This window comes from Lentibacillus songyuanensis (assembly GCF_039548255.1).
Lineage (GTDB): Bacteria > Bacillota > Bacilli > Bacillales > Amphibacillaceae > Lentibacillus_C > Lentibacillus_C songyuanensis.
In genome coordinates, this window is sequence record NZ_JBCLVH010000001.1 from 121,897 (window position 1) to 140,681 (window position 18,785).

Annotated in this window: 19 protein-coding genes; 13 read left to right on the forward strand and 6 right to left on the reverse strand. The window is 42.0% G+C overall.

Annotated elements, in window-relative coordinates; translation table 11 throughout:
* The first annotated feature begins 158 nt into the window (after positions 1 to 158).
* From WMZ97_RS00620 to WMZ97_RS00665, 10 genes are all read left to right on the forward strand, one after another.
* Complete coding sequence (locus WMZ97_RS00620; RefSeq protein WP_343270112.1) at positions 159 to 1,103, forward strand: YybS family protein; 945 nt, start codon at positions 159 to 161, stop codon at positions 1,101 to 1,103.
* 113 nt (positions 1,104 to 1,216) lie between these two features.
* Positions 1,217 to 3,190 carry a DHH family phosphoesterase gene (locus WMZ97_RS00625; protein WP_343270113.1) on the forward strand — a complete coding sequence of 658 codons (1,974 nt, stop codon included), beginning with the start codon at positions 1,217 to 1,219 and terminating at the stop codon, positions 3,188 to 3,190.
* Positions 3,187 to 3,633 carry a 50S ribosomal protein L9 gene (gene rplI, locus WMZ97_RS00630; RefSeq protein WP_343270114.1) on the forward strand — a complete coding sequence of 149 codons (447 nt, stop codon included), beginning with the start codon at positions 3,187 to 3,189 and terminating at the stop codon, positions 3,631 to 3,633. Before WMZ97_RS00625 ends, rplI begins: the two co-directional genes overlap by 4 nt.
* A gap of 95 nt (positions 3,634 to 3,728) precedes the next feature.
* Positions 3,729 to 5,096, forward strand: coding sequence for a replicative DNA helicase (gene dnaB / locus WMZ97_RS00635; protein WP_343270115.1), 1,368 nt, complete (start codon positions 3,729 to 3,731; stop codon positions 5,094 to 5,096).
* A 466-nt stretch (positions 5,097 to 5,562) separates the two neighbouring features.
* The gene (yycF, locus tag WMZ97_RS00640; RefSeq protein ID WP_343270116.1) at positions 5,563 to 6,267 is read left to right on the forward strand and encodes a response regulator YycF; all 705 of its coding nucleotides are present in this window, start codon (positions 5,563 to 5,565) and stop codon (positions 6,265 to 6,267) included.
* A 6-nt stretch (positions 6,268 to 6,273) separates the two neighbouring features.
* The gene (gene walK, locus WMZ97_RS00645) at positions 6,274 to 8,106 is read left to right on the forward strand and encodes a cell wall metabolism sensor histidine kinase WalK (protein WP_343270117.1); all 1,833 of its coding nucleotides are present in this window, start codon (positions 6,274 to 6,276) and stop codon (positions 8,104 to 8,106) included.
* Complete coding sequence (locus WMZ97_RS00650) at positions 8,103 to 9,398, forward strand: YycH family regulatory protein (protein ID WP_343270118.1); 1,296 nt, start codon at positions 8,103 to 8,105, stop codon at positions 9,396 to 9,398. The genes walK and WMZ97_RS00650 overlap by 4 nt, the downstream gene beginning before the upstream one ends.
* Before the next feature lie 3 nt (positions 9,399 to 9,401).
* Positions 9,402 to 10,325 carry a two-component system regulatory protein YycI gene (locus tag WMZ97_RS00655; protein WP_343270119.1) on the forward strand — a complete coding sequence of 308 codons (924 nt, stop codon included), beginning with the start codon at positions 9,402 to 9,404 and terminating at the stop codon, positions 10,323 to 10,325.
* On the forward strand, positions 10,322 to 11,119 hold the full coding sequence (locus tag WMZ97_RS00660) for an MBL fold metallo-hydrolase (protein WP_343270120.1): 798 nt from the start codon (positions 10,322 to 10,324) through the stop codon (positions 11,117 to 11,119). Before WMZ97_RS00655 ends, WMZ97_RS00660 begins: the two co-directional genes overlap by 4 nt.
* A gap of 133 nt (positions 11,120 to 11,252) precedes the next feature.
* Positions 11,253 to 12,476, forward strand: coding sequence for a S1C family serine protease (locus WMZ97_RS00665; RefSeq protein ID WP_343270121.1), 1,224 nt, complete (start codon positions 11,253 to 11,255; stop codon positions 12,474 to 12,476).
* Positions 12,477 to 12,689: 213 nt separating this feature from the next.
* Here WMZ97_RS00665 and WMZ97_RS00670 read toward each other — a convergent pair whose 3' ends face one another.
* A complete protein-coding gene (locus WMZ97_RS00670; protein WP_343270122.1) occupies positions 12,690 to 13,064 on the reverse strand; it encodes a DoxX family protein in 375 nt (124 codons plus the stop codon).
* A gap of 322 nt (positions 13,065 to 13,386) precedes the next feature.
* On the opposite strand from WMZ97_RS00670, the gene WMZ97_RS00675 reads away from it, so the two are divergent.
* On the forward strand, positions 13,387 to 15,102 hold the full coding sequence (locus WMZ97_RS00675) for an ABC transporter ATP-binding protein (protein ID WP_343270123.1): 1,716 nt from the start codon (positions 13,387 to 13,389) through the stop codon (positions 15,100 to 15,102).
* 204 nt (positions 15,103 to 15,306) lie between these two features.
* On the forward strand, positions 15,307 to 15,603 hold the full coding sequence (locus WMZ97_RS00680) for a 4a-hydroxytetrahydrobiopterin dehydratase (RefSeq protein WP_343270124.1): 297 nt from the start codon (positions 15,307 to 15,309) through the stop codon (positions 15,601 to 15,603).
* A gap of 99 nt (positions 15,604 to 15,702) precedes the next feature.
* Here the strand turns inward: WMZ97_RS00680 and WMZ97_RS00685 are convergent, their stop codons facing one another.
* Together WMZ97_RS00685 and WMZ97_RS00690 are read right to left on the reverse strand one after the other, a co-directional pair.
* Positions 15,703 to 16,188, reverse strand: a complete 486-nt coding sequence (locus WMZ97_RS00685) for a GNAT family N-acetyltransferase (RefSeq protein ID WP_343270125.1) — start codon at positions 16,186 to 16,188, stop codon at positions 15,703 to 15,705.
* Positions 16,189 to 16,256: 68 nt separating this feature from the next.
* Positions 16,257 to 16,586: a hypothetical protein gene (locus WMZ97_RS00690; RefSeq protein WP_343270126.1), complete on the reverse strand. Its 330-nt coding sequence runs from the start codon at positions 16,584 to 16,586 to the stop codon at positions 16,257 to 16,259.
* Between the two features lie 90 nt (positions 16,587 to 16,676).
* On the opposite strand from WMZ97_RS00690, the gene WMZ97_RS00695 reads away from it, so the two are divergent.
* Positions 16,677 to 17,048 (forward strand): MerR family transcriptional regulator, encoded by a 372-nt coding sequence (locus WMZ97_RS00695; RefSeq protein WP_343270127.1) that lies wholly within the window; start codon positions 16,677 to 16,679, stop codon positions 17,046 to 17,048.
* A gap of 18 nt (positions 17,049 to 17,066) precedes the next feature.
* Here the strand turns inward: WMZ97_RS00695 and WMZ97_RS00700 are convergent, their stop codons facing one another.
* Genes WMZ97_RS00700 through WMZ97_RS00710 form a run of 3 tightly spaced genes read right to left on the reverse strand, consistent with a single transcriptional unit; the run spans position 17,067 to position 18,528 of the window.
* Positions 17,067 to 17,576 carry a DinB family protein gene (locus tag WMZ97_RS00700; RefSeq protein WP_343270128.1) on the reverse strand — a complete coding sequence of 170 codons (510 nt, stop codon included), beginning with the start codon at positions 17,574 to 17,576 and terminating at the stop codon, positions 17,067 to 17,069.
* Positions 17,577 to 17,587: 11 nt separating this feature from the next.
* Positions 17,588 to 17,965 carry a nucleoside 2-deoxyribosyltransferase gene (locus WMZ97_RS00705; protein ID WP_343270129.1) on the reverse strand — a complete coding sequence of 126 codons (378 nt, stop codon included), beginning with the start codon at positions 17,963 to 17,965 and terminating at the stop codon, positions 17,588 to 17,590.
* Positions 17,962 to 18,528 carry a GNAT family N-acetyltransferase gene (locus WMZ97_RS00710; RefSeq protein ID WP_343270130.1) on the reverse strand — a complete coding sequence of 189 codons (567 nt, stop codon included), beginning with the start codon at positions 18,526 to 18,528 and terminating at the stop codon, positions 17,962 to 17,964. Before WMZ97_RS00710 ends, WMZ97_RS00705 begins: the two co-directional genes overlap by 4 nt.
* Positions 18,529 to 18,785 lie beyond the last annotated feature (257 nt).

Consider the following 18,785-nt stretch of genomic DNA (forward strand, 5'->3'; position numbering starts at 1 on the left):
AAAGGCTTTGTCAACTGACAACTAGAAGTTTCACTTTCCTTCAACATTGCCTGGGAAATATATTTCTATAATTTTCAGCCCCCAAACGCCTATAAAAAATGTTATCATATAGTAATGATATGAAAAAGATACGTAAATTCTTTTAAGAGGTGCAATTCATGAATCGATCTAAAATACTGACGGAAGGGGCATTATTTACAGCAATTTATGCGGTGCTCTTTGTCATTTCCATGATGGTGCCGGTGGTTGGGAGTATTGCTATCTTCCTGTTGCCAATCCCGTTCGTGGTATATGCATCGAGGTATAGTTGGAAGCCGGCACTCGTAATGCTGGCTGCTTCGCTCATTCTGTCAGCAATACTTGCAACAATCATGTCCGTTCCGTTAACCATTTTTATGGCGCTTGGCGGGATTATGATTGGTGCCGCTATGTATAACAATGTATCAGCATATGAAACTTGGGCACGAGGTACAGTAGGATTTGTAATTGGCATGGTTTTTCTATTCATCCTTACACAGTTTGTCTTTAACGTGAATATTGTAGAAGAAATCAACCAAATGCTTAATCAATCCATGGACCAGGCACAAGGAATCATGAAACAATTCGGTTTTGCTGATCAGGCAGAGGAACAGTTGGCAATGATGGAACAGCAAATCGATATAATGAAAAATTTATTACCGGCCGGGATTGCGATCATAGGGATTATTTATGCCTTTATTAGCCAATGGCTTAGTTATAAGGTGATTAACCGTGTGTGGAGCAAGGACTATCGCTTTCCGCCATTTCGTAATCTGACATTGCCAGTATCCCTGGTTTGGATTTACTTTTTCGCGTTAATCTTTACTTTTTTTGATTTGGATTCAAGCGGAACATTGTTTCTGGCAGTGAATAATGTGTTGATTCTGGTGGGAACCTTAATGATTTTGCAAGGATACTCGCTAATTTTTCTTTATTCCCATCATAAAAAGTGGTCAAAGGCGATACCCGTCATTAGCATTATTGCGGCACTCCTTATACCCATTGTGGTGGTCTTAGTGCGTATTCTGGGTATCATTGACATTGGCTTTAAGTTACGGGATCGAATCACAGCTGAAAAAAAATAAAGAAGGAAAAGCGTCATGGGGCCTGTTAAGTCGGCAACAATCAGTGTAAACAGTTGTGAACAGCACGTCTTGCCGTCTACTACAGACCCGAATAAGGTTATGGAGTGAATTCTATGCCAGATTTACAGAAGAAAACAGCACTTAGTAGGCATTTATGGATTATTTATTTGTTATCGATCATCCTGCTTGGTGTTATTTGGTATTACCAATGGATATTAGGGATATTAATGACATTGTTTTTATTTGCGTCTTTTTACTATAGTATCAGGACGGAAAAAACAATTATCAATCAGACCGAGGAATATATCGCAACGCTGTCTCATCGGATTAAGAAGGTGGGAGAAGAGGCATTATTGGAAATGCCGATCGGGATCGTCCTTTACAATGAGGATTACTACATTGAATGGGTAAATCCCTATATGAATCGTTTTAATGAGGAAGATACATTAGTTGGTAAGTCACTGAATCTACTGTCTGAAGAACTAATTCCAATGATTAAAGAGGGAAAAGATAACGTATGGTTTGAATTGGAAGGGTATAGCTTTCAATCGGTTATCAGGAAAGAAGAACGTTTATTGTACTTTTTTGACCGAACCGAGCAGAATAAGATTCAGACATTGTATCAAAATGACCAGACGATATTAGCCATTATATTTTTAGATAACTATGAAGAAATCACACAAAACATGGATGATACATTGAAGAGTCAATTGAATTCAAAGGTAACATCGGTTTTAAACAATTGGTCACATGCGTATGGATTATATCTAAAACGTACATCACAGGAACGATTCCTGGCAGTTGGTACAAAGGAAATTCTTGCTGAGCTGGAAAAAGCAAAGTTTGACATCCTTGATGAGGTGAGAGAACTAAACTCCGAGCAAAATCTCTCCCTTACCATTAGTATCGGTATCGGGTATGGCTACATGGATCTTCCTGCGCTAGGAGAATTGGCACAATCCAGTCTGGACCTTGCTCTCGGCCGGGGAGGCGATCAAGTAGCGATCAAGGATGATCTGGGCAAGGTTCGTTTCTATGGCGGAAAAACAAACCCAATGGAAAAGCGCACAAGAGTCCGTGCCCGGGTTATCTCGCATGCACTGAAGGAATTGGTTCAGGAAAGTGATAACGTTCTGATCATGGGGCATAAATCCCCTGATATGGACTCGGTTGGTGCCGCAATTGGTATTTTAAATATTGCTCAAGCGAATGATGTAGAAGGATATATTGTCCTCGATCCAAACGATATTAATACAGGTGTATATCGGATGATGGAGGCTATTAAGAAAGAGGAAAGCCTATGGAGGTATTTTATTGAGCCGGATGAAGCAGAAGCGCTCGTTTCCAGCAGAAGCCTGGTCGTTGTTGTTGATACCCATAAGCCATCCATGACGGCTGATGCCCGCTTATTGAATAAGACAGATTTTAAAGTAATTATTGATCATCATCGCCGGGCAGAAGAGTTTGTGGATAATCCTACGCTTGTCTATATGGAACCGTACGCGTCATCTACGGCAGAGCTGGTTACCGAACTCTTGGAATACCAACCGAAGACATTGAAACTGAAGATGCTGGAGGCTACGGCTTTGCTTGCTGGTATCATAGTCGATACGAAAAGCTTTACATTGCGGACTGGATCGAGAACGTTCGATGCCGCTTCCTATTTACGATCGAAGGGTGCCGACACGGTATTGGTCCAGCAATTTATGAAAGAGGATTTAAATTTATATATTAAACGCAGCAAGTTAATCGAACACGCTGAGCTTTATCATCATTCGGTTGCGATAGCCAAGGGAAATCAGGGGGAAAATTACGGCCCGGTAATGATTGCCCAGGCGGCAGATACGCTGTTGACGATGAGTGGGATCAATGCCTCATTCGTTATTTCTGAACGCGAAGATGATAAAATTGGTATAAGTGCCAGGTCACTCGGTGATGTAAATGTCCAGGTTATCATGGAAAAAATGAATGGCGGCGGTCATTTAACCAATGCCGCAACGCAGCTTCAGGATACCACCATCGATGATGCGGAAGCACTGTTAAAAGAAATACTGGAAGAATATTTCGGAGGAGGAGAAATAGAATGAAAGTTATTTTCTTAAAAGACGTAAAAGGAAAAGGAAAAAAAGGTGACGTCAAGAATGTTTCCGATGGATATGCGCGCAATTATTTACTTAAAAATAAATTGGCAGAAGAAGCTACACAAGGAAATATGAAAGCACTGGACGCAAAAAAACGAAAAGAGGCCCAGGAAGAGCAACAGGAAAAAGAAGAAGCAATGAATTTAAAAGACACCCTTGCTGATCTAACGGTTGAATTACAGGCAAAATCAGGGGAAAGCGGCCGCTTGTTTGGTTCCATAACAAGTAAACAGATTGCCGAAGCATTGGAGAAATCGTACGGATATAAGATTGATAAACGTAAAATTGAATTAGACGAACCGATCCGGGCCTTGGGGTATACCACCGTTCCAGTTAAACTCCACCCCGAAGTAGCTGGTTCCATCAAAGTACATGTTGCAGAAAAATAATGGGACATGGGAGGATTCTCCTGCCCCACCGCTCATTTGGTGGGACATAAAAGACAACCTCCATTGGTCTCGCCTCAAAGGGAGAAAGGTAACAAATGAATGATAATTGGATTGATCGTACGCCACCACATAACATCGAAGCGGAACAGGCGGTAATTGGTGCTATCTTTTTGGAACCAGATGCCTTCTCGCAAGCCTCTGAACGATTAATGCCAGAAGATTTTTATCGGGCCAGTCACCAGCGTATTTTTGAAACGATGATGCGGCTTTCTGACCTTGGTGAACCCATTGACTTGGTCACCGTAACGACATCATTATCCAATGCAAAGCTGTTGGACGAGGTTGGCGGCGTTTCCTATCTAACTGATGTAGCTGGAAGTGTGCCAACCGCGGCGAATATAAGTTACTACAGTAAAATCGTTGAGGAGAAATCAATTCTCAGACGTTTAATCCGTACGGCAACTGATATTGTCACAACAGGGTTTACCAGGGAAGATGAGGTTAATGATGTATTAAATGAAGCAGAGAAAAATATCCTGGAGGTTTCTCAGCGGCAAAGCTCTGGGGCATTTAAGTCGATCAAGGATGTCCTGATAGAAGTTTATGACGATATTGAAATGCTCCATAACCATCAGGCAGATGTAACAGGTGTACCAACCGGTTATCGGGATCTTGATCAAATCACCTCTGGTTTTCAGCCCAATGATTTGATCATCATTGCGGCTCGTCCATCGGTTGGTAAGACTGCATTTGCGTTAAACATTGCGCAAAACGTAGCCATTAATACGGATGAAAATGTTGCGATCTTTAGTTTGGAGATGGGAGCCGAGCAGCTTGTTCAACGGATGCTTTGTGCAGAAGGCAATATTGATGCCCAGCGCCTTCGTACAGGAAGCCTGGAGGCAGATGACTGGGGTAAGCTAACTATGGCAATGGGAAGCCTCTCTAATGCCGGGATCTATATTGATGACTCTCCGGGTATACGGGTGAGTGAAATTCGTTCCAAGTGTCGCCGGTTAAAGCAGGAGCACGGATTAGGTATGATTTTAATTGATTACTTGCAGCTTATTCAAGGAAGTATTAATTCACGGGAGAACCGGCAGCAGGAAGTTTCTGAGATTTCTCGGGCTCTAAAAGGACTGGCCCGTGAATTAAATGTACCACTCATTGCTTTATCACAGCTTTCCCGTGGTGTGGAGCAGCGTCAAGATAAACGTCCCATGATGTCGGACTTGCGTGAGTCGGGAAGTATTGAGCAGGATGCAGATATTGTTGGCTTCCTCTATCGTGATGACTACTATGACCAGGAATCAGAGAAACAAAACATTATTGAGATTATCATATCTAAACAGCGGAACGGCCCGGTTGGCACAGTAGAGCTGGCTTTTGTTAAAGAATATAATAAGTTTGTTGACTTGGATCATCGCTATCAGGAAAGTGATATTCCGCCAGTTCCCGTATAAGTTTACCAACAGCCTTCACGCAGCATGAAGGCTTATTTTTTTACCTAATAAGAATTACCAACTGCAGTAAGAAGACGTCCCAATCTATGGAGACGATTCTTGGAGGATTTGCAGTACCTTGCTGATCATTATCAAGGTCTAAGCAAATAATCCATTCGTTTTTAACGGTGCAATTAAAGCAAGGGATAGGATCTTAGGACATCTAGGTTACAGGCTGTAAAAACTTGACTCATTCCTAAATAAATTCAAAGAAAGACTTTTTGCAAAAAGTAAGGTAAAATAGATAAAGGTATGTGGTGAACCGATCATCACTTCGTTTAATGATGGAAAAGTAGGGTCATATGAAGGCCTGAGCTTAAATAAAAATAACCTAGTTTAACGTGGGAGCCTCTTCGTGCTATAGCGAACGAGAACGTCACCTTAAAGCTCCTGCCTCTGGCTAATTTCGTAAAAGGATGTGACTGGATTGAGTCAAAAGATCTTAGTTGTAGATGATGAACAACCAATTGCAGATATATTGAAATTCAACCTGGAAAAGGAAGGGTATCAAGTCATTTGTGCGTATGACGGAGATGAGGCAATTGAACTTGCAGAAAGGGAAACCCCGGACCTGGTATTATTAGATATTATGTTGCCAAATAAGGATGGAAATGAAGTGTGCCGGGAAATCCGGAAAACACAATCCATGCCAATTATTATGCTGACAGCAAAAGATACCGAAATTGATAAAGTCTTAGGGCTGGAGCTTGGAGCCGACGATTATGTCACCAAGCCATTCAGTAACCGGGAGCTGGTTGCACGGGTAAAAGCAAACCTAAGGCGGCAGCAGCATGTTCCGGACGATAAAGTGAAGCAAACCAAAGACATCGTAATGGGCAGCCTTGTCATTCACCCGGATGCTTATGCGGTGACACGTGATGGTGAGCAAGTTGATCTTACCCATCGGGAGTTTGAATTGCTCCATTACTTAGCGCGCCATGTTGGCCAAGTAATGACAAGGGAACACTTGCTGGAGACCGTATGGGGCTATGATTACTTTGGTGATGTACGAACCGTTGATGTAACCGTGCGACGACTTCGTGAAAAAATTGAGGAGAATCCAAGTAATCCTATGTGGATTGTAACACGCCGCGGAGTTGGTTATTATTTACGTAATCCTGGCGAGGAGTAGGTTTTTATGAACAAAGTCGGTTTTTTCCGATCGATCCAATTAAAGTTTATTATTATTTATATTCTACTTCTGCTCGTTGCTGTACAAGTAATTGGATCGTATGTTGCAAGGGAACTGGAGGAACGATTGAAAGATAATTTCAAGGAATCGGTTAACAATCGGGTGGAGTATCTATCGTATAATTTGAAGGATGCCTTTACTGTAGAACGAACCGAGGATGACACCGTGCCAACCTTGCAGGAAGATGTACAAGATATTGTTAATAATGTTTCCCCAGAAGAAATTACTAACCTGCTGGTCGTCAATAAAGTTGGCCGGGTAATAGGTGCCAATAACTATAACGACCAGGACAAGGTCGGAAAAAAAATAACGGACAATGCCATTACAAAAGCACTTTCTTATGATGTACCATATAAAAATACGATGCTCAACGGTGAAACCGGGAATCGTGTATTTGTCCGGGTAGAGCCGATTGAGGTAGGTGAGGAAGTCGTTGGGGCCATCTATTTGGAGTCGTCGTTAGAAGATGTGTATGATCAGCTGGAGGAAATCAGCCGGATTTTCTTACAGGCCTCCATCCTGGCCATCATCGTTTCCGCTCTGTTAGGTATTTTGGTAGCACGGACAATTACCAAGCCGATTACAGAAATGCGTCGGCAGGCACAGACCATGGCCAAGGGAGACTTTACCCAGAAAGTAAATGTGTATGGAAACGATGAAATTGGTAATCTAGCAGAAGCATTCAATGATATGAATGATCAGCTGAAACACTCTTATGCGACCATTGATGAAGAGCGGCACAAGCTTAGTACGGTCCTATCCAACATGTCTGATGGTGTGATTGCAACGGACGGAACCGGAGCCATTAATCTATTGAACGATGCCGCGGGTAAGTTAATTGGTCAAAATCCAGATGATGTTAAAGGACAATTTTTGCTTGATGTATTACAGTTGGGGGAAAAGGATGTTGATTTAACCCAAATGAATGATAGCGGATCGATGGTTATTGATTTAAGTGAAGAGGAGGATATCTTTCTTATCCGGGCGAACTTTTCGACGATTGCTGATGATGAAGACGATATTATTGGCTTTATTACCGTTATTAGTGATGTAACCGACCAGGAGAAAGTCGAACAGGAGCGTCGGGAATTTGTCTCAAACGTATCCCATGAGCTGCGCACCCCGTTAACGACGATGCGGAGTTATTTAGAGGCATTGACGGACGGTGCCTGGCAGGAGAAAACGATTGCGCCTAAATTCTTGCAGGTAACCCAAAATGAAACCGAGCGGATGATCCGGATGGTCAATGATTTGCTGCAGCTTTCCAAAATGGATAATAAAGATTATGGTCTGCACTGGGAAAAGACCGACTTCATGACATATATTCACCATATTATCGATCGGTTTGAGATGAATGCTTATGAAGGGATCAAGCTTAAACGTGTGCTGCCGGATGATGGTCAATATTATGTTTGGATGGATAAGGACAAATTAACCCAGGTATTGGATAATATTATCTCCAATGCGATTAAATATTCACCTGAGGGCGGAACAATTTGTATTGCTGTTGAGAAACACCGCTATCAATTACTCGTTAGCATCCAGGATGAAGGTATCGGCATTTCATATGACAAAGTGGATAAAATCTTTGACCGATTCTATCGCGCAGATAAGGCCCGAACAAGAAAACTCGGTGGGACTGGTTTAGGACTGGCAATTGCCAGAGAATTGGTCGAAGCCCATCACGGAAAGATTTGGGCACGCAGTACACAGGGGAAAGGAACGACCATTTACTTTACCCTTCCGTTGATGAATCAGAAGCGGAGGACCAGCTTATGAAATTAGAGACGGTAAAATCATTTACGTTGGCAATTTTAATTGGGATTAGTCTGTTGTTAACGCTGGGGCTGTGGAGCTACCAGCCAAATTACAAGTTTTTAGCAAATATAAATTACACGGAAGCGGATATTGGCGGAAACGGTGAACTGCACAAGAAGGATGTCGTCGAGCCAGCCACTCTTGTGTTCCATCGATATAACCGTGTGTATGGGTTCACCGATCCGAAAAAGCAGCAACACCTGTATCATGATATGCAGTCATGGGTGATGAATAACTTTAAAGTAAGCGATGCAAATGGTCCGCCTGAAAAAGATAATCAAATAGAGCTGGTATTTCCGGATAAGCTGCCGATGAGTATGATCGATAGTCTGTTTACGTTCAATGAGCAGGCACAGGTGGACCTGCCAAATTGGTCTTTCAAGCGGATGTTTATCACATTTAATGACGATTCATCATTGAAGGTGCAGTTTCTGTCAGCGAATGAGGATAAACAGGCAAGTGTGCTTGTCAATAATTCAAAGAAATATAATCAATTATGGTCGTATGTCACCAAGCAGAATGATTTAGTGGAATACATTTCATTTGACGCATCAGACAGGCCGATCTATATTCCTAAATATAAACCGGAAATGAAACAGCGGAAATTGACGATAAGAGACATTAATCCAGGTGAGCTGGTTGATATTCTATTTAGCAATCCGGAAATTGTCAGGCGGGAAACGTCAAATGCTGGGGAGGTTTATTATACCGATGATCTTCGTGGTATGCGGGTAAAAGGGAATGGAAAAAGTATTGAATTCTTTAATCCATCTAATAAGAATTACCATCAAATGGAACCAAATGAATTATTGGACAAAAGCATGAACAACATCAATGAACAAAAGGGATGGACTGCTGAATTCAGCCTGGAAGAACTACGGCCGGCGACCAATTTCACTCGATTTCGCATGAATTATTCCGGATATCCGGTGTTTAACAATGATTTAGCGGTTATTGAACAGGAATTGCGCAATGAAGATATATATAAGTACCAGCGACCGCTCGTTAGTTTTAATAATCAGCCAGGTGAAAGTGTTGTTGAATTACAATCTGGTGAGGATGTTGTTTATTTGCTTGAAAGATCAAGTTTTAAAACAGAAGATATTGATGATATTCGTGTTGGTTATCATTTGACTGCTGATGAAAATGCATCATTTTATGTAACGATGGAACCAGCCTGGTATGTGAAGTATAATGGCAGCTGGGTAGAGCTTACCTTTGATGAGTTATCGATGGATAAAGGGGGGAGTTAGAGGATGCAATGGAGTCAAATCAAAACGCTGTTTATCCTCTGCTTTCTCGTGTTAGATATATACCTGGTCATCCAATTTTTTGACAAGCAGGATAAAAATGACCTGGATGTCATGGAACAGCAGGAGTCGACGATTGAACAACAACTCAGTTTAGAAGATATCAAGCTGCCGACGTTACCAGATGAAGAACTGGAGGAATCGTATATCTCTGTGCAACAGAAGAAATTTTCCGAGACGGATTTACGTAAAATAAACAGTACGGATAATCAAAAGATCACAGTGGTAAAGGATACACTGCTTGTTTCGAAGTTCGATAAGCCGATTAAGATTAAGGATAGCGATGATGCGAAGGAAGTCATTATGAGTAATGTTATGGAGTCGGACGATTATGATTATTGGGATTGGAATAAGGATCTGAATGTGATCATTTTTTTCCAAAAGAAACATGATCAGCCTATTTATTATAATGAGAAAGGTCTGCTGCTTGCTTTCTTAAATGATAACGATGAGATGGTGGGTTATACCCAAACAATGCTTGGGAAGGAAAATAAGGACTTTGATAACAGCAAGAAACTGTTAATTAAGCCGATCAGGGCAATCGATACGTTATATAATCGAAATGAACTGTATTCTGGGGAGAAAATCACCAGTGCCAAGATCGGGTACTATACAACCCAGCCAATTGCAACAAGTGAGGACCAAACCTTTGCACCGACATGGAAGATTACGGTGAATGGCGAACGAAATTATTTTATTCACGCCATTGAGGGATTTGTGTTTCCTATGGACGACGTCACGTTTTTAAAGGATTCCATGACTTCCATCAAAGGGTCACTCGCCACAATTCAGAAGGATAAAGATTTTAAGAACATCATCAAACAGCTTGATATGAAATTAGAAATGATTAACCGGAGTGAAGCAAAATGACCTTACGTTTTAGTGTGCTGGCATCAGGCAGTACAGGAAACGCATTTTATATTGAATCGGCAACAAAACGTCTCTTAGTTGATGCAGGACTTAGCGGGAAGAAAATGGACGGGCTGTTAAAAGAGGTGCACGTTGATCCAAATACATTAACAGGAATTTTGGTCACCCATGAACACAGTGACCATATTAAAGGCCTTGGGATTGTTGCCCGCAAATATAACCTGCCGATCTACGCTAACGAAAAAACATGGCAGGCAATGGAGGGATCCATTGGGAAACTATCGCTGGATCAGAAATTTCATTTTGGCATGGAAGAAGTAAAAACATTTGGCGACATCGAAGTTGAATCGTTTGGTGTTTCTCATGACGCTGCCGAACCAATGTTTTATACATTTCGTCACGATGGGAAAAAGGTTGCCCTGGTAACGGATTTGGGTTATGTTTCCGAGCGGATCAAGAAGACGGTGGAAGATGCGGATGCCTATATTTTTGAAGCAAACCATGATGTGGAGATGCTGCGGATGGGAAGGTATCCTTGGAATATCAAGCGCCGAATCCTTGGTGACTCGGGTCATGTGTCGAATGATGATAGTGGACTTGCTTTATGTGATATTATTTCCAATCGGACGAAGCGTATTTATTTAGCCCATTTAAGTCAAGATAATAACATGAAGGATCTGGCTCGTATGTCTGTCGGCAATGTTCTCAATGAACGAGGAATTGATGTGAATCATACGATCAAACTATGTGATACAGATCCGTATAAGCCAACCGCTTTGTATGAGGTTGGCTAACCCTTGCCGACATTTACATCATACTCTCTTTACTTTTGAGAAAAAACTTATCAGAGGTATAACACATGTATAACTACTTGCATGATAGTTGTCAATTATACATATGATATGGGTAGAATGAAGGGGTGAATGTATGGGCTATTACGATAATGATTATCGATCACCGAATCGAAATAATAAGAAGCGTCGTTGGGCTCCCATTCTTTTAGGTGTTGTGATCGGGATTATCGTGGTGATTGCAGCCATGCCAACATTAATGCGAACAGGCTTCATGCCGGATACATGGACTGAACAGGCCGAACAGCCGAATGATTCCGGATTGGAACCCGCGCCAAATGATGGGGCTGTAGAAAGTAGAAATGTTAATGTTGACGTTACAACACAGCTGACAGATATTGTGGAAAAGGTAAGTCCGGCGGTAGTTGGCGTCTCCAATATCCAGCGGCAGGGTGACTTTTGGGATCAGCAAGGAGAGGAAAGCGAAGCAGGAACTGGATCCGGAGTTATCTATAAGAAGAAGGATGGATATGCCTATGTGATTACCAATCACCATGTCGTCGAGGGTGCTGATGCATTAGAAGTTGTATTATCTGATGAAACCCATTTAAAGGCTGAATTATTGGGAAGTGATTTGTTTTCTGACCTGGCCGTCATGCGAATGAAGGATCATAAAGCAGCTGGTGTGATTGAAATGGGCACCTCTGAAAATGTAAAGGTTGGTGAACCGGCAATTGCCATCGGAAACCCGCTTGGCATGCGCTTTTCCGGATCAGTAACCCAAGGTGTCATCAGTGGCAAACAGCGGACGATTCCACAGGATTTTAACCAGGATGGGCGGGCTGACTGGCAGGCTGAGGTGTTACAAACGGATGCCGCGATCAATCCAGGAAATAGTGGTGGGGCATTGATTAACATTGAAGGACAGCTGATCGGGATTAATTCCATGAAGATCAATCAAACAGCCGTAGAGGGCATAGGCTTTGCGATACCGATTGATACGGCAAAACCAATTGTCAATGAATTAGCCGAAACCGGAAAAGTGGTCAGACCGTACCTTGGTGTAGAGATTTACTCACTCGAAGAAGTCCCGCAAACCGAATGGAAGAGTACGCTGAAGCTGCCGAAAGAAGTTGATGGTGGTGTGTATATTTGGAGTATTGAACCGTTATCCCCAGCTGATGAAGCCGGATTGAAACGTCTTGACGTGATCACCCAGCTCGACGGCAAGGATGTAGATGATATGATTGATTTACGAAAAATCCTTTACCGGGAGAAGAAAATTGGTGACACAGTCGATATTACGTATTACCGAAATGGGAAGAAACATTCTACGTCGATTAAACTGGCGGAGAAATAAAGTAAAAACTGCTCCTGTATTGGGGCAGTTTTTTAGTGAAAAAAATAGTGCCATCTGATTCGCGAACATTTGTGCACATGTGGATAAAGTTGTGGATAAGTTGGGATGGTACCAGGTACTTGCGAGAGACCCTTTGTTATAAGTGAGCATGGACTAGGTTAACTAGTCTTTTTAAACGGGATTATGTAAGTACCTGGCATCTCAAGCCAAACCTTATATCCGCTTTGGTGCTTGAAACCATAGTGGAAACAGCAGCATCAGCATGACAATTTCCAGGCGTGCTTCGAATAAGAAAGTTAGCAATCCGCGGTCCGTGGTAAGAATAGGAAATTTAGTAAGAAAGATTGCACCAAGCATGATAATGATAAGGGCTCCTGAAGCGTGTTTTAAATAAAGTCGAGCAATAATAAGTGTGCCGCAAACTAACTCGGTAATTGCTATTAGAAAAAGAAACGAATTAGGAAATGGCAATGCCAGGTTGCTGAACATAACCCGAAAGTTGCTATCAATCAGCTTCAAAATACCGGAAATAATAAAAACATACCCAACCGCATAACAGACGCAATGGAACAGGGACAGGTTTTTCATTACGTACACCTCCAGATCTCGTGTTTATTAATGTCTATGCAGAAGAGGAGACAACCTTGACAAGCAGTTACAGAAATGTGCGGGGAAATAATTTTTTTAGGAAACTGGAGCTGACATCAACCGGTGCTAGGTAAGGATCAACGCAAACAAGAAGACAATCACTGTAGCTAGTCACGAATTCATATTTCGACAGACCAGAAAGTCCAAATGCATTCCTGTTGCCAAGTATGTGATCAGCACGTATAATTCCGATAGATAGCAAAATGAGTGCTGCTTTGTTTTCTAGCAAGTAATGCATTATTTATAGAAGGAAGTGCAACAGGTGATCAGACAGTTTTTTTCATACTATAAACCCCATCGGCGTCTATTCTTGATTGATTTCTCTTGCGCCGTAGTTGTGGCATTACTGGAGCTTGCTTTCCCAGTAGCCGTGCAATCGTTTATCGATAAACTTCTTCCAAGTGGAAACTGGAATTGGATTGTGTTAGTCAGTGTCGGTCTGCTGCTTGTTTATTTACTCAGTACATTTTTACAATATGTGGTGACGTATTGGGGGCATAAACTCGGCATTAATATTGAGACGGATATGCGGCAGCAATTGTTTAATCACGTGCAAAAGCAATCATTCCGCTTTTTTGACAATACCAAGACAGGGCATATCATGAGCCGGATAACCAATGATTTATTTGATATTGGAGAATTGGCACATCATGGCCCGGAGGACTTCTTTATTGCAATCATGACGTTTGTTGGTGCCTTCATTTTAATGTTCAATATTAACTTTCAGCTGGCCGTCATTATCTTGATTATTGTACCTATTTTAATCTGGCTGATTGCCTATAGCAATATTAAAATGAGTAAAGCCTGGCGGAGGATGTATCATGATATAGCCGGAGTAAATGCCCGGGTAGAGGATGCTGTTTCCGGGGTTCGGGTTGTCCAATCGTTTACCAATGAAACATTTGAAATGAATCGCTTTACTGCGGATAATTCCAGCTTTCGTACAGCTAAATTAAGCGCCTATAAAGTAATGGCTTTTGTCAATTCGAATATCTATATGCTGATGCGGCTGATTGTATTAATTGTGCTTGTTGTTGGCGCGTGGCTAACATTTAAAGGCGAGCTTGAGATGGGTGAATTGGTCGCGTTTGTTTTATTCGCAAATGTGTTATTCAAACCGATTGAAAAAATCAGTGCATTACTGGAATTATATCCAAAAGGAATGGCTGGTTTTCGACGCTTTACCGATATGCTAAACGTTTCGCCTGAAGTAGTGGATCACAAAAATGCTCAGACTGTTTCCTACTTAAATGGTGATATCGCATTCGATCATGTGACGTTTGGCTATGAAAAAACACAAGGTCCCGTGTTAACGTCCCTCAGCTTTGCGATTCATGCAGGCGAAACGATTGCATTTGTCGGTCCGTCGGGAGCAGGAAAAACAACGATATGTTCTCTGATCCCTCGTTTTTACGATGTGGATAGCGGGCATATTACCATTGACGGAATTGATGTTCGGGACATGACGAAAGAGTCGTTGCGTCAGCAGATTGGTATTGTCCAGCAGGATGTCTTTTTATTTACCGGGACATTGCGAGAAAATATCGCATATGGTAAATTGAACGCGTCCATGGAGGAAATTGAAGAAGCAGCAAGACGGGCCCATATGGAGGAGTTTATCAAGGAACTTCCGAATGGGTATGAGACACAGGTGGGAGAACGTGGTCTCAAGCTATCTGGCGGTCAAAAACAGCGAATTGCTATTGCACGTATGTTCTTAAAAAATCCTCCGATTCTAATCTTGGATGAGGCAACGTCGGCGTTGGATACAGAAACAGAAATGATTATCCAACAGGCGCTGACCGAATTGGCTAAGGATCGGACAACCTTGATTATTGCCCACCGTCTAGCGACAATTAAAAATGCCGATCGGATTATGGTTGTGACCAAAAATGGCATTGAAGAAGAAGGAAATCATGATCAATTAATAAAACAGGATGGAATATTTGCCCATTTGCACCGTGCACAGATGCGGTAATGGAAAGAGGACGCTTCGTACAGCGTCCTCTTTTTGTTAAGCTACAGTTTGAAAGGTTGTGGATAAATCAGTTATAATAAGAAAAGTAGTGTTTTCCACAAACTTATGCACAGAAACCTGTGGATAAGCTGTGCATAGGTATTTTTTTCCGGGAATGTGAATAGGGATGGATATGTAAATGTAAAAAGGAGGAGCGTTAAACGGATGGAACGATTGAGTGAAGAGCAAATTGCAAATGAACTGGAACAATTGCCTAAATGGAAGCGGCTTGATGAGAAATGGATGGCGCGAAAATATCATTTCAAAAACTTTTTGGCTGGTGTCCATTATGTAAACCAAATAGCTGAATATGCCGAAAGTAAGAATCACCATCCTTTTATTTCTATTGATTATAAAGCGGTTACATTAAAAATCACATCCTGGCAGGCCAAGGGATTGACGGACCTAGACTTTGAAATGATTCGTTACTTTGATCAGTTATTCGAACAAGTGGAGAAGTAGTTAAAAGGACAGGATGTCAAAATGAATATCCCGCAGGTGAGAATTTTGTCGATATTTCCCGGGAAATGATGAAAAAAGAAGCTCGCAATTTAGCGAGCTTTATATCCGTAACACCATGCGAACAGTCTGCAGGACATGGCCTGCAACGTTTTCCTCGAACTCGGAAATAACCTTAAAACCTTTTGCATCATAAAATTGCTTGCCAATCTTATTATCCTTTTCGACACTTATGAATAATTCCTTTGTACGCGGCTGTTGCTCTAACCCCTTATCTAGTAATGCTGTTCCGATTCCATTTCCTTGATAGGCAGGCAGAAGATAAATAGCGCCAAGTTCCGCAATTCCGTCCTTGTTTACCGGTGAAAAGTTTGCAAAGCCTACGATTTCACCCCCTGCTTCGGCCACAAGCAATAAAGAATTTTCCAGACGCTGTTTCATTCGTTCGTCACTGTAGGCCCTTTTTAAAAAGTCATCTTGTACTGCCTTTGGAATTAATCCATCATACGTACTGTTCCAGCTTGTTTTCGCGACATGCTGTACCTGTGAAATGTCATCAACTGTCATGGTGCGGATCATGTAATTCATGAGATTCAACCTCCCTCTCGGAATTTTCTACTAGTATACCATTAACTGAGATGAGTGTGGTTACCATTTCACCAACCAAAAACGTACAAGATAAAAATAATCCCGAGGATGGGAATGCTAATGAAATAATGGCGCCAATTATTTTTCCCGTATAAGAACCGGCCATTAATAACCCGGGAAATAATGATTAAAACCATAATGATAATAAGCAAAAAAACAGGTATGGTAGTGAAAAGAGCAGTGATACCAATAGCCAGAAATAAGCAATGAACAAAACCAAACAACATAATGGACAATCGCTGCGGCAGCTTCCATCGGCTAAAATTATTACGGAAAGCTATGCTGCTTCCTGCTATACTAAGAAGTGAATAAAGAATAATGATGATACTGGGCAACATTTGCGACCCTCCCCTCCAATTGAGCTATATATCCAGCATATATGGTGGGGTGAACCCCATGTAAAGGAACTTTTTAGGAGTGATGGAAACGTGCAAATTGGTGAGTTTATTAAAACAGTAGAAACAACGAAGGATACGGTTCGTTATTATGAAGAATTAGGGATGATTTGCCCGTCATGGCAGAACAATCGGCGGATATATGCACCAAAGGATATCCAAGATTTCCAAGCAATTAAGGAAATGCAGGCATTTGGCTTGTCTTTAAAGGAAGTGCAAGGGGTATTTGGCCTGAAGCGCAGCAACGGTTGTGGTTCGCCGGAGCTATTGGGTAGCATAACCGAGAAATTACAAGAACAACAGCGACAGCTCCAGCAAGAGGAGCAGGAACTAAAGTACAAACAAGAACAAATTGGGGAGATGCTGGATATGCTAAGGTTTGTGGAGACAGAGCGTAAAGAGTGATGACACACAGGCTGATTTTTACACAGCCTGCATATTCCGGATGACTCGTATTTGTCCGCGGTGATTAATTTCATCCTCAAAAACATGAAACCAGATGAAATAAGGATTAGATGGAATGTCTCCCCATCCTACGTTCTGGTATAGCCAATCATCATCTTTTTTCTTGAATTCAGCTAAGGTCCGTTTACGAACATGCGCTAATTTCTCTAAATAGAATTCAAGTGAATGTCCTTTGATGACCTGCCTCCCCTGTTCCCCAAGGTCAAATGCCGCACCCCATTCGTCTGCTTCCTGTTTGGTTGGTTTTCGGCCGTCAAAAAGTTCGACCTGAAAGCCGAATTCGACAGCAGCCATGTGCCATAACAGAGCCCCAATGGAATTTCCTTTCTTGTGTGGCAAATAATCAAGTTGTTCAACACCTAATCCATGAACGGCATCTAATGTGGTTTTCCGGACATAATTCATCATCGATATCAAATGTCCGATTTGCGGTGAATATCCATCTAATGCGGTAATTTTAATTTCCATTTTATCTCCCCCTATGCCAGCCCAATTATTTGTACAAATTCATCAATCTCGCCGTAAAAACGTGTGACCCCATCGACGAAATAAAAGGATGTTGCTGCGGATGGATCCAAATGTTTTGGGGAATAAAGGTATACACGTTTATCTAAGGCGAGAGCCATACCAAGCTCTGTGTGGCTTCCCTTGCCAGCCGGGAGCAGGAGAATAAAAATGTCACAGGAGGCAACTGCTTTTTTCTCATTTTCTCCAATAACCTGTAATGTTTTAGTGGTGGTTGCCCGCTGATTTTTGGTCCAGTCGTAGGTAAGCTGGTATCCTTTTGTAATCAGCTTTAGACGGACATAGTTGACGAGTTCCTTGTTGGTAAAGCTGGATGCAATATAAAATTTCATGCTGGAGAATCCTCGTTTTGAGGTGTTTGCCATTCATTTTCGAGCATCCCATACACCACATGGTCAACATAGTGGTCATAGAGCCATTCCGTTTGACGTAACAAGCCTTCCTCGACAAAACCTAATCGCTCAGGTATGGCTCTACTTTTGCTGTTTTCATATGCAGCGCGAATATCGATACGATGGAGTGCTAAATCGGTAAAGCCATAATCGATGAATGCACGAACCGCCCGTGTCATAATCCCTTGGCCTTGAAATTCCTCACCCAGCCAATAGCCAATGTAGCCAATTCTGCAGGACCAGTCAAAGCTATTAAAGCTAATCGTTCCAGCAAGCTGCCCCTGATACATGATTGCAGCGGTAAGACCCTTGTTGTCATCATACTGTTGCAATGTATGTTCAATGAAGGCCCGGGAATCATCGACTGTTTCTGTCTGGTCCACCCAGCTGAGCCACTCCCGCAAATTGTCACGTGATTGATCGGTTAAGTGAAATAAGGCTTGAGCATCAGTGAACACCAATAATTTTAATGTGACTTCTTCATCGACTTCTTGATAGAACATGGCAACAACACCCCTTATCTAATCAATTGGTTACCTGATATTGTATCACAAAATTCAGTGAAGGTTAGATTTTTATCCCACAAAAAGCAATGAAATGATATGCGGGAGTCAACTGCATGACAAAGGCCCGATTCCGTTCTCAGCCTGTACGATGGGTCACAAAGTCGTTGCAACTCAGATGCCTGAGAATTTAGCCTTTGTTCCTCTATTCAGTGGGAGAATGGGCAGACTAGGAACGCCACGTCCCTTCGTCGAAA

What these genes read in the sequence shown, in the direction of transcription:
- WMZ97_RS00650 (WP_343270118.1), top strand. Translation starts at nt 8,103, where the DNA reads ATGAAATTAGAGACGGTAAAATCATTTACGTTGGCAATTTTAATTGGG.
- WMZ97_RS00700 (WP_343270128.1), bottom strand. Translation starts at nt 17,576, where the DNA reads ATGGAAATTAAAATTACCGCATTAGATGGATATTCACCGCAAATCGGA.
- WMZ97_RS00625 (WP_343270113.1), top strand. Translation starts at nt 1,217, where the DNA reads ATGCCAGATTTACAGAAGAAAACAGCACTTAGTAGGCATTTATGGATT.
- WMZ97_RS00660 (WP_343270120.1), top strand. Translation starts at nt 10,322, where the DNA reads ATGACCTTACGTTTTAGTGTGCTGGCATCAGGCAGTACAGGAAACGCA.
- WMZ97_RS00670 (WP_343270122.1), bottom strand. Translation starts at nt 13,064, where the DNA reads ATGAAAAACCTGTCCCTGTTCCATTGCGTCTGTTATGCGGTTGGGTAT.
- rplI (WP_343270114.1), top strand. Translation starts at nt 3,187, where the DNA reads ATGAAAGTTATTTTCTTAAAAGACGTAAAAGGAAAAGGAAAAAAAGGT.
- WMZ97_RS00665 (WP_343270121.1), top strand. Translation starts at nt 11,253, where the DNA reads ATGGGCTATTACGATAATGATTATCGATCACCGAATCGAAATAATAAG.
- walK (WP_343270117.1), top strand. Translation starts at nt 6,274, where the DNA reads ATGAACAAAGTCGGTTTTTTCCGATCGATCCAATTAAAGTTTATTATT.
- WMZ97_RS00710 (WP_343270130.1), bottom strand. Translation starts at nt 18,528, where the DNA reads ATGTTCTATCAAGAAGTCGATGAAGAAGTCACATTAAAATTATTGGTG.
- WMZ97_RS00680 (WP_343270124.1), top strand. Translation starts at nt 15,307, where the DNA reads ATGGAACGATTGAGTGAAGAGCAAATTGCAAATGAACTGGAACAATTG.
- dnaB (WP_343270115.1), top strand. Translation starts at nt 3,729, where the DNA reads ATGAATGATAATTGGATTGATCGTACGCCACCACATAACATCGAAGCG.
- WMZ97_RS00620 (WP_343270112.1), top strand. Translation starts at nt 159, where the DNA reads ATGAATCGATCTAAAATACTGACGGAAGGGGCATTATTTACAGCAATT.
- WMZ97_RS00690 (WP_343270126.1), bottom strand. Translation starts at nt 16,586, where the DNA reads ATGTTGCCCAGTATCATCATTATTCTTTATTCACTTCTTAGTATAGCA.
- WMZ97_RS00685 (WP_343270125.1), bottom strand. Translation starts at nt 16,188, where the DNA reads ATGAATTACATGATCCGCACCATGACAGTTGATGACATTTCACAGGTA.
- WMZ97_RS00655 (WP_343270119.1), top strand. Translation starts at nt 9,402, where the DNA reads ATGCAATGGAGTCAAATCAAAACGCTGTTTATCCTCTGCTTTCTCGTG.
- WMZ97_RS00705 (WP_343270129.1), bottom strand. Translation starts at nt 17,965, where the DNA reads ATGAAATTTTATATTGCATCCAGCTTTACCAACAAGGAACTCGTCAAC.